The 13,238-nt window shown below is 56.9% G+C and carries 17 protein-coding genes; 2 read left to right on the forward strand and 15 right to left on the reverse strand.

Features of this window, described 5'->3' with window-relative positions:
• Positions 1-50 precede the first annotated feature (50 nt).
• The 15 genes from OGV79_RS18780 to napF form a co-directional block, all read right to left on the reverse strand.
• Positions 51-1,100 carry a cytochrome c-type biogenesis protein CcmH gene (locus OGV79_RS18780; RefSeq protein WP_047462441.1) on the reverse strand — a complete coding sequence of 350 codons (1,050 nt, stop codon included), beginning with the start codon at positions 1,098-1,100 and terminating at the stop codon, positions 51-53.
• Positions 1,097-1,654 (reverse strand): thiol:disulfide interchange protein DsbE, encoded by a 558-nt coding sequence (gene dsbE / locus OGV79_RS18785; protein ID WP_012131561.1) that lies wholly within the window; start codon positions 1,652-1,654, stop codon positions 1,097-1,099. Before dsbE ends, OGV79_RS18780 begins: the two co-directional genes overlap by 4 nt.
• Positions 1,651-3,594, reverse strand: a complete 1,944-nt coding sequence (locus tag OGV79_RS18790) for a heme lyase CcmF/NrfE family subunit (RefSeq protein WP_200075617.1) — start codon at positions 3,592-3,594, stop codon at positions 1,651-1,653. Before OGV79_RS18790 ends, dsbE begins: the two co-directional genes overlap by 4 nt.
• Positions 3,591-4,070, reverse strand: a complete 480-nt coding sequence (ccmE, locus tag OGV79_RS18795) for a cytochrome c maturation protein CcmE (RefSeq protein ID WP_012131559.1) — start codon at positions 4,068-4,070, stop codon at positions 3,591-3,593. Before ccmE ends, OGV79_RS18790 begins: the two co-directional genes overlap by 4 nt.
• Positions 4,067-4,279: a heme exporter protein CcmD gene (gene ccmD, locus OGV79_RS18800; RefSeq protein ID WP_012131557.1), complete on the reverse strand. Its 213-nt coding sequence runs from the start codon at positions 4,277-4,279 to the stop codon at positions 4,067-4,069. The genes ccmE and ccmD overlap by 4 nt, the downstream gene beginning before the upstream one ends.
• Positions 4,276-5,013, reverse strand: a complete 738-nt coding sequence (ccmC, locus tag OGV79_RS18805; protein ID WP_104868428.1) for a heme exporter protein CcmC — start codon at positions 5,011-5,013, stop codon at positions 4,276-4,278. The genes ccmD and ccmC overlap by 4 nt, the downstream gene beginning before the upstream one ends.
• A 144-nt stretch (positions 5,014-5,157) precedes the next feature.
• Entirely contained in the window at positions 5,158-5,817 is a 660-nt protein-coding gene (ccmB, locus tag OGV79_RS18810; RefSeq protein ID WP_012131555.1) for a heme exporter protein CcmB, read from the reverse strand.
• Entirely contained in the window at positions 5,814-6,440 is a 627-nt protein-coding gene (gene ccmA, locus OGV79_RS18815) for a cytochrome c biogenesis heme-transporting ATPase CcmA (protein ID WP_286468795.1), read from the reverse strand. Before ccmA ends, ccmB begins: the two co-directional genes overlap by 4 nt.
• Positions 6,441-6,446: 6 nt before the next feature.
• On the reverse strand, positions 6,447-7,049 hold the full coding sequence (gene napC / locus OGV79_RS18820; protein ID WP_012131552.1) for a cytochrome c-type protein NapC: 603 nt from the start codon (positions 7,047-7,049) through the stop codon (positions 6,447-6,449).
• A gap of 9 nt (positions 7,050-7,058) precedes the next feature.
• Positions 7,059-7,508 carry a nitrate reductase cytochrome c-type subunit gene (napB, locus tag OGV79_RS18825; protein WP_047462429.1) on the reverse strand — a complete coding sequence of 150 codons (450 nt, stop codon included), beginning with the start codon at positions 7,506-7,508 and terminating at the stop codon, positions 7,059-7,061.
• On the reverse strand, positions 7,505-8,368 hold the full coding sequence (gene napH, locus OGV79_RS18830; protein ID WP_047462425.1) for a quinol dehydrogenase ferredoxin subunit NapH: 864 nt from the start codon (positions 8,366-8,368) through the stop codon (positions 7,505-7,507). The genes napB and napH overlap by 4 nt, the downstream gene beginning before the upstream one ends.
• Positions 8,355-9,050 carry a ferredoxin-type protein NapG gene (gene napG / locus OGV79_RS18835; RefSeq protein ID WP_058667724.1) on the reverse strand — a complete coding sequence of 232 codons (696 nt, stop codon included), beginning with the start codon at positions 9,048-9,050 and terminating at the stop codon, positions 8,355-8,357. Before napG ends, napH begins: the two co-directional genes overlap by 14 nt.
• 6 nt (positions 9,051-9,056) lie before the next feature.
• Entirely contained in the window at positions 9,057-11,543 is a 2,487-nt protein-coding gene (gene napA, locus OGV79_RS18840) for a nitrate reductase catalytic subunit NapA (RefSeq protein WP_012131548.1), read from the reverse strand.
• The gene (gene napD, locus OGV79_RS18845) at positions 11,540-11,806 is read right to left on the reverse strand and encodes a chaperone NapD (protein WP_012131547.1); all 267 of its coding nucleotides are present in this window, start codon (positions 11,804-11,806) and stop codon (positions 11,540-11,542) included. Before napD ends, napA begins: the two co-directional genes overlap by 4 nt.
• A complete protein-coding gene (napF, locus tag OGV79_RS18850; protein WP_286468796.1) occupies positions 11,793-12,287 on the reverse strand; it encodes a ferredoxin-type protein NapF in 495 nt (164 codons plus the stop codon). The genes napD and napF overlap by 14 nt, the downstream gene beginning before the upstream one ends.
• A gap of 77 nt (positions 12,288-12,364) precedes the next feature.
• Here napF and yojO point away from each other — a divergent pair, with 77 nt between their 5' ends.
• Together yojO and eco are read left to right on the forward strand one after the other, a co-directional pair.
• The gene (gene yojO, locus OGV79_RS21730) at positions 12,365-12,532 is read left to right on the forward strand and encodes a protein YojO (protein WP_487490358.1); all 168 of its coding nucleotides are present in this window, start codon (positions 12,365-12,367) and stop codon (positions 12,530-12,532) included.
• Positions 12,533-12,697: 165 nt separating this feature from the next.
• Complete coding sequence (gene eco / locus OGV79_RS18855; protein WP_024130163.1) at positions 12,698-13,195, forward strand: serine protease inhibitor ecotin; 498 nt, start codon at positions 12,698-12,700, stop codon at positions 13,193-13,195.
• Positions 13,196-13,238 lie beyond the last annotated feature (43 nt).

Raw genomic sequence — 13,238 nt, forward strand, 5'->3', positions numbered from 1 at the left:
TCGGGCCTACAAGTCGCGTGGCAAGTACCATCCGGCCTTGCCACACTCATTTATTCCGCCTGCGGCGAAAGCTGCGCTAATGCCTGCTTAATACTGCGTTCAATCACTGCCCGGCGGGAATCATTGGCGGGCAGCAATTTCAGCATCATCTCCCAGGCCGCAACCGCCTCGCCGAAACGCTGCTGCTCGAAGGCATTAAACGCATACATACTCAACGTCCGAATGTTGGCATGATCGCTTCTCACCAGCTGGCGCAACAGCTCCCCTCCCCGACGATTATCATCAGGATCGGAAGAACGGGTCAGCGCTTCCGCATACCCTAATGCGGCATCGCTATTTTTGGGGTCCAGTCTGTACGCATTGGCATACGCTTCCGTCGCCGTGCTGGCGTTCCCCAGCACCATGCCGATACGCCCAAGCATAATCCAGCCTTCCACATTGCCAGCATCGCTTTGCAGTCGGGTACGTAAACCAAGCGCCAGGCGTGTCATCTCTTCTTCATTCAGCGGCTGCGCGTCAGGGTCCAGCGCGCGCTCCAGCAGCGCTGGCGTCTGCGCCGTAGCCTGTTGCCAGATTTTTACCTGCTGATAGTTACCGGTCTGGTAGTAACTTACCGCCCCGACAATCAGCGCGATCACAACCCCGGGAGCAAACAGCCATAATCCGGCCTGGCGTCCCTTCGGCGTCACCTCGTCAGAAAAGGTTTCCTGTTTTACACGTACGCGCCGCCGCGAACGGGCGAAGATAATCCAGCCGCCAGCGCCAATAGCGGCGATCGGCAAGATCCACAACAGCACGGTAAGCGGTGTCAGCGGCGGATCGTAGGTGACGAAGTTACCGTAGCGCGCCACCATGTAATCAACGATCTCCTGCTTGCTTTTACCTTCCTGCATCAGTTCATAAACCTTCTGACGCAGGTCGGTGGCAATCATCGAGTTAGAGTCCGCGATGCTGTTGTTCTGGCATTTCGGGCAGCGCAGTTGCTCGGTGAGCTGGCGGAACTGCTGCTCCTGCGCTTCATCTTTGAACTGCATAACATCAATGGCAGCCAGCGACGAGCCGGAGATCACCAGCATCAGCACGCCCAGTAAGAATCTCATTGCGCGGCCTCCTTGCTGTACTGCTCCCAGAGCGGTTTTATTTCACTTTCCCATACCCTGGCGTTCAGATCGCCTGCATGGCGATAACGAATGATCCCTTTACCGTCGATCAGGAAGGTTTCCGGCGCGCCGTAAACGCCCAGATCCAGCCCAAGCATACCGTCGCCATCAAACAGGCTTAGCGCATAAGGATTCCCTAACTCTTTCAGCCAGGTAATCGCTTTCTGGCGATCGTCTTTATAATTCAGGCCAACCACGCGAATTCCCTGCGCAGACAGCTGATTCAGATACTGATGTTCAGCGCGGCAGGTCGGGCACCAGGTCGCCCACACGTTGAGCAGCACCGGTTTCCCCTGCGTTAGCACGTCTGCCTGATAATGCTGACCAGGATTTTCCAGCGATTCGAGACGGAAGGTCGGCACCGGTTTGCCAATCAGCGCCGATTCCAGATTCGTCGGATCGTCCCCTTCCGCATTACGCGCCAGCTGCCACAGCAACGCCGCCGCAATAACCAGAAAAATGACGAAAGGTATTAACAGTACGTTGCGCTTCATACAGCCTCCGGCGCGGTTTTTTGCGGGCATGAACGCTGGCGATAGCGCGGATCAAACAGGCAGAACAACCCGCCAAGCGCCATCAACAGCCCTCCCGCCCAGATCCAGCGGATAAACGGTTTGTAATACAGGCGCACCGCCCATGCGCCATTGTCCAGCTCTTCGCCGAGAGCGGCATACAGATCGCGGGTGATCCCGCCATCGATCGCCGCTTCCGTCATCATTGAGCTGGTGCTGTTATAAAAACGTTTTTCCGCATGCAGCGTCGCTTCTGCTTTACCTTCCCGCGTCACGCCGATAATCGCCACCCCGCCGCGATAGTTCGGGCCGGTAATCTCCTTCACTTCACGGAAGGTGAATTGATAGTCGTGGATGCTGACGCTGTCGCCCGCTTTCATGCGGACATCACGTTCCACGCTGTAGTTTTGGCTAAACGCGATGCCGACAATCGTCACCGCCAGCCCAACGTGCCCGGCGACCATTCCCCAGTAGCTGAGCGTCATTTTCGTACCGCGCGAAACGCGCTGCGCGATTTCCGCTACCGCCAGCACAAATACCCAGCACGCCATCGCCAGCCCGATCACCGTCATGGCGACAATCTTGTCTTCAAACAGCCACGGCAGCAGCATCGACAGCACTAACGTGCTCACCAGCGCGATAACCAACAACCGCTGCAACTTGCGCGGTCTGTCACGTCCCCAGCGAACCAGCGGCCCGATGCCCAGCAGCAGCGCGAACGGCGCCATCAGCCAGGTGAACATGGTATTAAAGAACGGTTCGCCGATTGAAATACTGCCCAGACCGAGCTGTTTATGCACCAGCGGCAGCAATGTTCCCAGCAACACCACCAGCATGGCGGCGATAAGCAGGACGTTATTGGCTAACAGCAGTGATTCACGCGACCAGAGCGCGTTATTCACCCGCGAGCGAACCTTGTGTCCGCGCGTCGCGAACAGCAGCAGCGAACCGCCGATCACCAGTACCATAAAGGCGAGAATAAACATCCCGCGCGATGGATCGGAGGCAAAAGCATGCACCGACACCAGCACGCCAGAACGCACCAGGAAAGTACCGAGCAGGCAGAGTGAGAAGGCGCATATTGAAAGCAGAAGCGTCCAGGCTTTGAAGCTGGCGCGCTGTTCAGTCACCGCCAGGGAGTGCATCAACGCGGTGCCCACCAGCCACGGCATAAATGAGGCGTTTTCCACCGGGTCCCAGAACCACCAGCCGCCCCAGCCCAGCTCGTAATAGGCCCAGGCAGAGCCAAGCACGATACCCAGCGTTAAGAATACCCATGCGGCCAGCGTCCAGGGACGGGAAAAGCGGGCAAAGGTGCTGTCCAGACGCCCACTCATCAGCGCGGCGATCGCGAACGCGAACGCCACCGAGAAACCGACATAGCCCATATAGAGCAGCGGCGGGTGGAAGATCAGTCCCGGGTCCTGCAACAGCGGGTTCAGGTCGCGCCCTTCAATCGGAAAGTTGGGCAACGTACGGGAAAACGGGTTGGAGGTGAACAGAATAAACAGCAGAAAACCGACGCTGACCATCCCCATCACCGCCAGTACGCGGGCGACGATATCCAGCGGCATCCGCTGACTGAACACGGCCACAGCAAACGTCCAGCCGCTCATCAGCAATACCCATAGCAGAAGCGACCCTTCGTGCGCTCCCCAGGTCGCGGCGACGCGATACCAGACCGGCAGTTGCGTGTTGGAGTTGCTGGCGACATAGTTAACGGTAAAATCATTCACCACGAAGGCATTGATCAGCACCAGAAACGCGCCCATCACCAGGATAAACAGCAGCCAGGAGAATGGCCTCGCCGAGGCCATCATGCGCACATCGCCGCGCCCCACGCCCCACAGCGGATAAACGGACAGCAACAGCGCCACGCCGAGTGCGAGACACAGCAGCGCGTTGCCAATTTCAGGCATCATGATGCTTTATCCTTATAAACGCTTTCCGGGCGACGATGGTTTTCCTGCATCGCTTTTTCAACTTCCGGCGGGGTATAGTTTTCATCATGTTTGGCGAGCACCTCTTTCGCCTGCACATGGTTTTTCTCGCCCAGTTCCCCCTGCACTACCACGCCCTGCCCTTCGCGGAACAGGTCCGGCAGAATGCCTTCGTACGTCACATCCACCACGCCTTCGGCGTCGTAAATGCTGAAATTCACTTTCAGCGAATCCGGGTCGCGCTTCACGCTTCCGGGCATGACCATGCCGCCGACGCGCAGGCGTTGCCCCACTTCAGGCAGTTGGTGCGTTTCGCGTTTACCGTAGAGAATTTCGCCTGGCGTATAGAACAGGTCGATATTGGAACGCAGCGCATAAAGTACCAGCGTGATAGTCAGAGCCAAACCGGCCAGCACCGCGCAGGCTATCCACAAACGATTTTTACGACGGATATTCATGCCGCCTCCCGCTGCGCCTGCGCCGCGCGCATCCGCGCTTCACGCGCTCGCTGCTGCGCCACACCGCGCAAAATCACGCGGTGCTGCATGGCGGTATGCACCACCAGCGCCGCCAGCGGGATCACGGTCATCACAACCGCCAGCCAGACATAAAAGGCGTAACCGCCCATAGCAAAGAAATCACTCCAGGATGCAAATGCGCTGGTCATTGGCGGCCTCTTTTTAAAATCAGTTCACTCACCCACGGGCGACGTTTTTCCATTAACAAAATCAGGTTACGCATCCGCATCAGCGCCAGCGTGATAAACAGCAGCAGATAACCGATAATCGCCAGGCGCAGCGGCGCGCGCATCGCCGGGTCAATGCTCTGCTGCATACGAGTTGATCCCTGATGTAGCGTATTCCACCACTCCACCGAGTAGTGGATGATCGGCAAATTAACGACGCCAATCAGCACCAGAATGCCCGCCGCGCGCCCCGCCAGGCGGCGATCGTCAAAGGCGTGCCACAACGCTATCGCCCCGACGTACAGGAACAGCAGTACCAGTTCAGAGGTCAATCGCGCGTCCCATACCCACCAGGTTCCCCACATCGGTTTGCCCCAGGCGGAACCGGTAACCAGTGCGATAAAGGTAAACACCGCGCCAACAGGCGCCATCGCCGCCACCGCCAGGTTAGCCATTTTCATTTGCCAGACCAGACCGATGAATGCGGCGACCGCCATCGAGGCGTAAATCCCCATCGACCAGATCGCCGCCGGGACATGCAGGTAGATGATGCGGTAGCTTTGCCCCTGCTGATAATCCGCAGGCGCGAAGCCAAACCCCCAGACCCAGCCCACCGCCAGCACCACCACGCTGGCTATCGCCAGCCACGGGATGAACCAGCCACAGATCTGATAAAGCCGTGGGGGAATCGCCAGTTGATGAAGTGTTTTCCACATAGTTCAGTCACCAGATTCAATCAAAACGAATGAAACTTCAGTTATGCCGGATGATGGCAAAGACGCCTTATCAGACCTACAGACTTTCCTGGTAAGCGTAACGTCATCCGGCATCCTACAGTTTGTCGCCAGTCAAAGACCGCGCTACTGCATGCTGATACGTAACGCTGCCGCCGTAGCAAAAGGGCTTAACGTTGCGCTGCCCGCCAGCAACGCGCCCAAAATCGCCATGTATCCCTCAACGGGCAAATGCATGGAGGCCGCATCCATCGCCGCAGTGGCGAAAATCAGTAACGGAATGGTCAGCGGCAGCACCAGCACGCTCAGCAATACGCCGCCGCGTTTCAGGCCCACCGTTAACCCCACGCCCGGCGCGCCAAGAAAACTCAGGGTCGGCGTGCCAAGCAGCAGAGTCAGCGCCATGATTTGCCAGCCGTACATATCCATTCCCAGCAATAACGCCACCAGCGGAGAGAGGATCAGCAACGGCAGACCGGTCACCACCCAGTGCGCCATCACTTTCGCCAGCACCACCGCCGGTAACGGCAGCGGCAGGAGCATCAGTTGCTCCAGGCTGCCGTCCTGTAAGTCATCGCGAAACAGACGTTCCAGCGCCAGCAGCGAAGAGAGCAACGCCGCCACCCAGATAATGCCGGGAACAATACGCGCCAGCAGCTGCGGCTCCGGGCCAATGCTCAGCGGGAAAAGCGTGATAACAATCAGAAAGAACCACAGCGGGTTAGCGATTTCCGCGCTATGACGAAACGCCACGCGCAGCTCAAGACGAAAGATTTGCCACATCATTGCGCTGCCCTCTCGCCGGTCAGCGCGATGCGCCGTATTTTGTCAGTCGCGACATTCAGCGGCTGGTGCGTGGTGAGGATGACGATCCCGCCCTGCTGTGTATGTTCAGCCATGCGCTGCGTCAGACGCTCAACGCCATTGACATCAATAGCGGTAAACGGCTCGTCGAGGATCCAGAGCGTCGCGCGGGTCAGCCACAGACGCGCCAGCGCCACGCGCCGTTGCTGTCCAGCGGAAAGCTGGTTGACGGGGATGTCTTCGTATCCGGCCAGCCCCGCCTGCGCCAGCGCGGCCAGACACTGCGCCGTATCGCCGTCATGGTGGAAAAAGCGCAGGTTCTCCAACGCCGAAAGCCGGGTTTTAATCCCCGGCTGATGTCCAATCCACAACAGATTTTGATGGTAGCTGTCGCGCACGCGGTGCAACGCCTGCTCTCGCCAGCACACTTCCCCTGCGTCGGGGCGCGCCAGCCCGGTGAGCAACCGCAAAAGGGTGGTTTTCCCCGCGCCGTTGCCCCCGGTAATTTGTACCCATTCCCCTGCGTTCACGCGAAACGACAGCCCACTGAACAGTATTCTGTCATCCCGCTCGCAGAGCAGTTCTCTGGCTTCAAGCATACCCACTCATTATTAAAAGCCCGGTTTCACTTCGCGCATATCCGGGAGTTTATGCGCAATCCCTTTGTGGCAGTCGATACAGGTTTGCCCCTCTTTCACTGCCTGGTCGTGCATTTTGGCGGCAACGCCTTTCTGAGCGGTGAGATCCATAAATTCGAAGTTGTGGCAGTTACGGCACTCCCGCGAATTGGTGTCTTTCATCCGTCGCCACTCGCTCTGCGCCATTGTCAGGCGGTGATCTTCAAACTTCTGCGGAGTATCGATAATGCCGAACACCTTCCCGTACAGCTCTTTACTGGCCTTGATCTTACGGATCATTTTCGGGCCCCACTCGTGCGGAACGTGACAGTCAGGACAGGTGGCGCGAACACCGCTGCGGTTGTTGTAGTGCACGGTTTCCATGTATTCCTGATAGACGGTGTTGCGCATTTCGTGGCAGCTGATACAGAACTCTTCGGTGTTGGCCTTTTCCATCCCGGTGTTGAAACCTCCCCAGAAAATAATGCCGCCAACAAAACCGATTAACAGCAACGTGCCGATCGCCAGGCGGCTGGGGCGACGCCACCATTGCCAGACCCGCTTAATCACGCCAGGTTTACGGTTAGAATTTTCCATAATGACCTCTTATTTCCCGTAACCTTTCGACGGGGTAAAGGTATTACCCACGATCGGCGCGGCATCCGCCTGCGGCACATGGCACTGCAAACAGAAGTAACGACGCGGCGCGACTTCGCCTAAGACTTTGCCGTCGCTGTCCATAAAGTGCGTTGGGCTAATACGCGGCGCGCCGGTCGTACGGTAGCTTTCCACACCATGACATTGCAGGCAGCGGTTGGTATTGGTCGTTACCTGATAACCTTCAACGCTATGCGGGATCATCGGCGGCTGATTAACATAGTTCAGCGGCATACGTTCCTGCTCTTTCGGCATGCGAATCGCCCCTTCCTGCGTCCCCGAAACTTCCGGCGACTGGCTCAGATCCACTCCGTTTGCTGCCCAAACCGCACCACTCACCGCCAGGGCAAGCAGGGCCGTCCATTGACACAGCGCTTTCTTCAGGTCATGGCTTTTCATGATTTCGCTCCCGAACTCCATCGTGTTGTTATTGTAAATACGTCCTCAGAACAGACATCCACGCAGCGACCGCACGTCATGCAATCGCGGCTGGTGACCTGCACCGGGCTTTGCTCATCCAGCACCGGCGCACGCAGGACGTGCGGTTCCGGGCAAACATGAAAACAATCCATACAGCGGTTACATTTCTCGCGATCTTTCGCCGCCACCGTTAGCGCGCCTTTACTTCCCAGCACGCCATACAACGCGCCCAAAGGGCAGATATGTCCGCACCAGCCGTGTTCAACGACCAGTAAATCAAATAAAAACAGAGCGATAATCAGCAGTGCGCCGCTACCGAATCCCATCACCAGGCTACGCCCCAGCAGGGAAACCGGGTTTATCCATTCCCACAGTAGCGTTCCGGTTAGCGCCGATCCCACCAGCACGACAACCAGAAGGACGTACCGTATATGACGCGGAATCGTTGCGGACTGATTCAGGTCAAACCTTCTGCGTAGCCAGTTCGCAAAATCGGTAATTGGGTTCAGCGGACAGACCCAACTGCAAAATAATCGCTTTCCTGCCAGGGCATACAGCACCGTAATAATGGCGGCGCCGGTCAGCGCAACGGCGGCAGGTAAATGCCCGCTGGCAAGGCTTTGCAACGTTATCAGCGGGTCGGTTAAAGGAATGGTATCCAGCAACAAGCTACTGCTGTAGTTACCGTGCAGAATCCAGACGCCCGCCCACGGGCCACTGAGAAACATTCCCAGCACCAGAAACTGACTTATCCGCCGCAAAACCAGCCAGCGATGGCTGCGCCACCAGCCTTTTTTCGCTCGCGCTTCGCGCCCGGCATCGCGTTTACGATTTGCCATCTTTCCCCTCCAGCCAGCCGAAGCGGTAGTGGTGCCCCAACTCCCCTTTCGCCAGCGACAGCGGCAACACTTTTATCGCCGGTTGTTCCAGCACACAGACTTTTTCGCACTTACCGCAGCCGGTGCAGGCGTCGCTGTGAACGGTGGGAAGAAAGCGCGCATGTTTGCCGGTGCGCATATTGCGATCCAGCTCCAGCGTGATCGCCTCATCGATTTTTGGGCACTCGCGATAACAAACGTCGCAGCGCAGTCCCTGAAAGTTAAGGCAGTTCTCCTGATCCAGCAGTACCGCCAGCCCCATGCGCGCATCGTCAATAGATTCGATCTCTCGATCCAACGCCCCACTGGGGCAAACTTTGGCGCATGGAATGTCTTCACACATTTCGCAGGGAATATCGCGGGCGACAAAGTAAGGCGTACCGGCAGATAAACCCGAAGCCAGCGTCGCCAGCTTCAGGGTGTCATACGGACATGCCTGAACGCACTGCCCGCAGCGCACGCAAGCGCTGGCGAACGCGTCTTCACCCAATGCCCCCGGCGGGCGCAACCGCACGCCCGTTGCGCGAGCGGTTTGCTGCTGTAACCCCAGCGCTACGCCAACGGCAGCCAGCCCGCCTGCCGTGCGAACCATATCGCGCAAAAAGCGGCGGCGGCCATTTTGGGGTTTCGCTGACCGGGACATGGTGTGTTACACCTTCGCCAGTTTGACGGCGCACTTCTTGAAATCCGTCTCTTTAGAGAGCGGGTCCGTCGCATCCAGCGTCAGGTTGTTCACCAGCTGTGCGGCGTCGAAGAACGGCATGTACACCAGTCCCTGCGGCGGACGGTTACGCCCGCGCGTTTCAACAACCGAAATCACTTCCCCACGGCGGGAGATGACTTTGACCTTATCACCACGGCGCAGGTCGCGCGTTTTCGCGTCCAGCGGATGAATAAAGAGCACCGCTTCCGGGAAGGCGCGATGCAGCTCAGGCACGCGGCGCGTCATGCTGCCGGTGTGCCAGTGCTCCAGTACGCGACCGGTAGAGAGCCACAGGTCATACTCTTTATCCGGCGCTTCCGCGGCGGGTTCAAACGGCAGGGCGAAAATCACCGCTTTGCCGTCCGGCTTACCGTAAAACTTGTAGCCTTCTCCCGCTTTGACATACGGGTCATGGCCTTCGCTGTAACGCCACTGGGTCTCTTTACCGTCAACCACCGGCCAGCGCAGACCGCGCGCTTTGTGATAATCATCGAACGGCGCGAGATCGTGGCCGTGTCCGCGACCAAACCAGGCGTACTCTTCAAACAGCCCTTTTTGCAGGTAGAAACCCAGCTCACGGGATTCATCGTTCAACTGGTCTTCCGCCAGATCGGTCAGCGGGAATTTGCTGACCGCAGGCGTGGCAAACAGAACGTCGTAGAGGGTTTTGCCGCGCAGTTCTGGTTTTTGCGCCAGCAGATCTTCCGGCCAGACCTCTTCCGTTTTGAAACGACGAGCGAACTGCACCAGCTGCCACAGGTCTGATTTCGCTTCACCCGGCGCTTTAATTTGTTGACGCCAGAACTGGGTACGACGCTCAGCGTTACCGTAGGCCCCTTCTTTCTCCACCCACATCGCCGTTGGCAGAATCAGGTCAGCGGCCAGCGCGCTGACGGTCGGGTACGGATCGGAGACGATGACGAAGTTACGCGGATCGCGCCAGCCCGGCATACGCTCTTCGTTGATGTTCGGCCCGGCCTGCATGTTGTTGTTGCACATCACCCAGTAGACGTTCAGCTTGCCGTCTTTCAGCGCACGATCCTGCGCTACGGCGTGCAGACCGATTTTCGCCGGGATGGTGCCCGTTGGGATCTGCCAGTGTTTTTCGCAGATATCACGGTGTTTTTCATTAGTGACCACCATGTCCGCAGGCAGACGATGGGAGAATGTCCCAACTTCACGCGCCGTACCGCAGGCGGAAGGCTGACCGGTCAGGGAGAACGGACCACAGCCTGGCTGGGAGATCTTGCCGGTCAACAGGTGCAGGTTATACACCAGGTTGTTGGCCCATACGCCACGCGTATGCTGGTTAAAGCCCATCGTCCAGTAGGAGATCACTTTTTTCTTCGGATCGGCATACAGCTGCGCCAGTTGCTCCAGCTGATCTTTCGGCACGCCGGTCATTTCTGCGGTTTTCTCCAGCGTGTACTCCGCGACAAACGCTTTGTACTCGTCGAAGCTCATCGGCTCAGAGGCGTCGGAGCCCGGATTCTTCGCCGCTTTTTCCAGCGGATGCGTTGGACGCAGACCATAACCAATGTCGGTCGTCCCTTTACGCAGGTTGACGTATTTGCTGAAGAAATCCTGATTTATCGCATTGTTTTGAATGATGTAATTGGCGATATAGTTGAGGATCACCAGATCGCTTTGCGGCGTAAAGACGATGCCGTTATCCGCCAGCTCAAAGCTACGATGCTGGAAGGTTGAGAGAACCGCGACATTAACGTTCGGATCGGACAGACGGCGGTTGGTGATGCGCGACCACAGGATCGGGTGCATCTCCGCCATGTTAGAGCCCCATAGCACAAAGGCGTCGGCTTGTTCGATATCGTCGTAGCACCCCATCGGCTCATCCATACCAAAAGTACGCATGAAGCCCACCACCGCCGACGCCATGCAGTGGCGCGCGTTCGGGTCGATATTGTTGGAACGGAAACCGGCTTTGAACAGCTTCGCGGCGGCATAACCTTCCCAGACCGTCCACTGCCCGGAACCAAACATACCAATCGCTTCCGGCCCTTTTTCTTTCAGGGAGGCCTTAAATTTCTCTTCCATCACATCGAAGGCCTGATCCCAACTGATTGGGGTAAATTCGCCTTCTTTGTTGTACTGGCCGTCTTTCATGCGCAGCATCGGCTGCGTTAAACGGTCTTTGCCATACATAATCTTGGGCAGGAAGTAGCCCTTAATGCAGTTAAGGCCACGGTTGACCGGCGCATCAGGATCGCCCTGACAGGCCACAATACGGCCCTGCTGAGTACCGACCAGCACGCCGCAACCCGTTCCGCAAAAACGGCACGGGGCTTTGTCCCATTTGATGGCTTCCTGCTGACCAACCACTGCGCGGGCGACGCCCGGCACGCTTAGCCCGGCAGCAGCCGCAGCGGCCGCAACGGCGTTAGCTTTCATAAAGCTACGACGACTGAGTTTCATGGTGTTTCCTCACCTTGCTCATCCTGCTGGTGATAAACCAGCGACACCGCCAGCACGCCCGCAACGTTGCGTACCGACTCAATTGTTTGCATCAGCGTTCCGCTGTGTTCTGCTTCCACCACCACGATCAACTGACCGCTGTCGACATCGCTCAGCGCGACTTCACAGCCCGGAAACTGGTGCAATTGCGTGCTGATGTCGGTGATGTGCTGACTTTTGGCCTGGACGACCAGGCTACAGACCTGCCAGTTACTGTGCTGCATGGTTGTACTCCGCATTGATCGCTGATGTCGGGCAAATGGCGACACACGCCCCGCATCCGCTGCATGCCTGATTGTCGAGTTGCGGCTGATAAATGCCTGACAGCGTGGGGCGAAACGTTATCGCCAGTGGTTCGCAGCTATCCTGGCAGCGATGACACTCAACGGACTGATACGCCAGACAATTCTGCCCAATCGTAAAGTTCAGATCCCAGGCCCTGGTGTGGCACGGAAGGAAGAGTGATTCAGGACAGGCTTGCGCGCAGGCATAACAAAAGCTGCATTCACCCTGCTTAAAATTAACGCCCGGATAGCCGCCCTGCCCCCGCTGTAAAATGTCGGTTTCACATGCCTGAATGCAGGCGTCGCAACGGATGCAGTGCGTCAGGAAGTGTGATTCGTCCCCAGACCAGGGCGGACGGAGCCCGCTGTTGGCTTTGCGCCAACTGCCTGTCAGTATTCCTCGACGGGATAGATCAACCATGACATCGCCCTTCCATCACGACGCTCACACCGGAAGGTGAACGACTAAATAAACCGCACTACCACTAAGTCATTATTATGATCGGTAAGATATTTCAGGATGTGTTAGAGGTGCATACCCCGATTGGGGTAAATGCTGTCGCCGGATCAAAAGAGTGTGGGGTTAGCGTATCTGAATGTGCTTTTGTTCACATTTCAAAGGGTTATATCAATAAGTATATAACGAAAGGCTTAATTGGAGAATAATCCTATTTAACGTGTAAGAAATGGAATATATCACTATCAAATAAGTAAACACTCAATTAACCATCTTAAAATATAAGTAAATTTAGATTAATAGACAATATGAATGTGTTAACCTGCCGGGAATCGTTCAGAAGACAGAAGAAAGGAAACGCGGTGAACTCGAAAATGAAGACAATTGTACCTGCTGTACTGTTAGCGGCTTTCGCCAGTACCTCCGCATGGGCGGCGACCAGCGATGCCAATACGCAACCTCTGGAAAAAATCGCGCCGTATCCGAAAGCGGAAAAAGGGATGAAGCGCCAGGTTATCCAGCTTACTCCCCAGGAAGATGAGTCTACCCTGAAAGTGGAACTGCTGATCGGCCAGACGCTGGAAGTGGATTGCAACCATCACCGTCTTGGCGGCGAACTGGCGAGCAAAACGCTGGAAGGCTGGGGTTACGACTACTACGTCTTTGATAAAGTAACCTCCCCGGTTTCTACCATGATGGCCTGCCCGGATGGCAAGAAAGAGCAGAAGTTTGTGACGGCCTATCTGGGCGATGCCGGAATGGTGCGTTATAACAGCAAGCTGCCGATCGTGGTGTACACCCCGGCTAACGTGGAGGTGAAATACCGTATCTGGAAAGCGGAAGATAAAGTACAGGACGCAGTGACGCGTTAAGGAACGTTTTGCCGGATGGCGGCGTACCGCCTATCTGGCCTAC

The organism is Citrobacter sp. CK185, assembly GCF_030333565.1.
Classification (GTDB): domain Bacteria; phylum Pseudomonadota; class Gammaproteobacteria; order Enterobacterales; family Enterobacteriaceae; genus Citrobacter_B; species Citrobacter_B koseri.

Coding starts and splice junctions, on each gene's coding strand:
- OGV79_RS18780 (WP_047462441.1), bottom strand. CDS start 1,100: ATGAGATTCTTACTGGGCGTGCTGATGCTGGTGATCTCCGGCTCGTCG.
- dsbE (WP_012131561.1), bottom strand. CDS start 1,654: ATGAAGCGCAACGTACTGTTAATACCTTTCGTCATTTTTCTGGTTATT.
- OGV79_RS18790 (WP_200075617.1), bottom strand. CDS start 3,594: ATGATGCCTGAAATTGGCAACGCGCTGCTGTGTCTCGCACTCGGCGTG.
- ccmE (WP_012131559.1), bottom strand. CDS start 4,070: ATGAATATCCGTCGTAAAAATCGTTTGTGGATAGCCTGCGCGGTGCTG.
- ccmD (WP_012131557.1), bottom strand. CDS start 4,279: ATGACCAGCGCATTTGCATCCTGGAGTGATTTCTTTGCTATGGGCGGT.
- ccmC (WP_104868428.1), bottom strand. CDS start 5,013: ATGTGGAAAACACTTCATCAACTGGCGATTCCCCCACGGCTTTATCAG.
- ccmB (WP_012131555.1), bottom strand. CDS start 5,817: ATGATGTGGCAAATCTTTCGTCTTGAGCTGCGCGTGGCGTTTCGTCAT.
- napC (WP_012131552.1), bottom strand. CDS start 7,049: ATGGAAAATTCTAACCGTAAACCTGGCGTGATTAAGCGGGTCTGGCAA.
- napB (WP_047462429.1), bottom strand. CDS start 7,508: ATGAAAAGCCATGACCTGAAGAAAGCGCTGTGTCAATGGACGGCCCTG.
- napH (WP_047462425.1), bottom strand. CDS start 8,368: ATGGCAAATCGTAAACGCGATGCCGGGCGCGAAGCGCGAGCGAAAAAA.
- napG (WP_058667724.1), bottom strand. CDS start 9,050: ATGTCCCGGTCAGCGAAACCCCAAAATGGCCGCCGCCGCTTTTTGCGC.
- napA (WP_012131548.1), bottom strand. CDS start 11,543: ATGAAACTCAGTCGTCGTAGCTTTATGAAAGCTAACGCCGTTGCGGCC.
- napD (WP_012131547.1), bottom strand. CDS start 11,806: ATGCAGCACAGTAACTGGCAGGTCTGTAGCCTGGTCGTCCAGGCCAAA.
- napF (WP_286468796.1), bottom strand. CDS start 12,287: ATGGTTGATCTATCCCGTCGAGGAATACTGACAGGCAGTTGGCGCAAA.
- yojO (WP_487490358.1), top strand. CDS start 12,365: ATGATCGGTAAGATATTTCAGGATGTGTTAGAGGTGCATACCCCGATT.
- eco (WP_024130163.1), top strand. CDS start 12,698: ATGAAGACAATTGTACCTGCTGTACTGTTAGCGGCTTTCGCCAGTACC.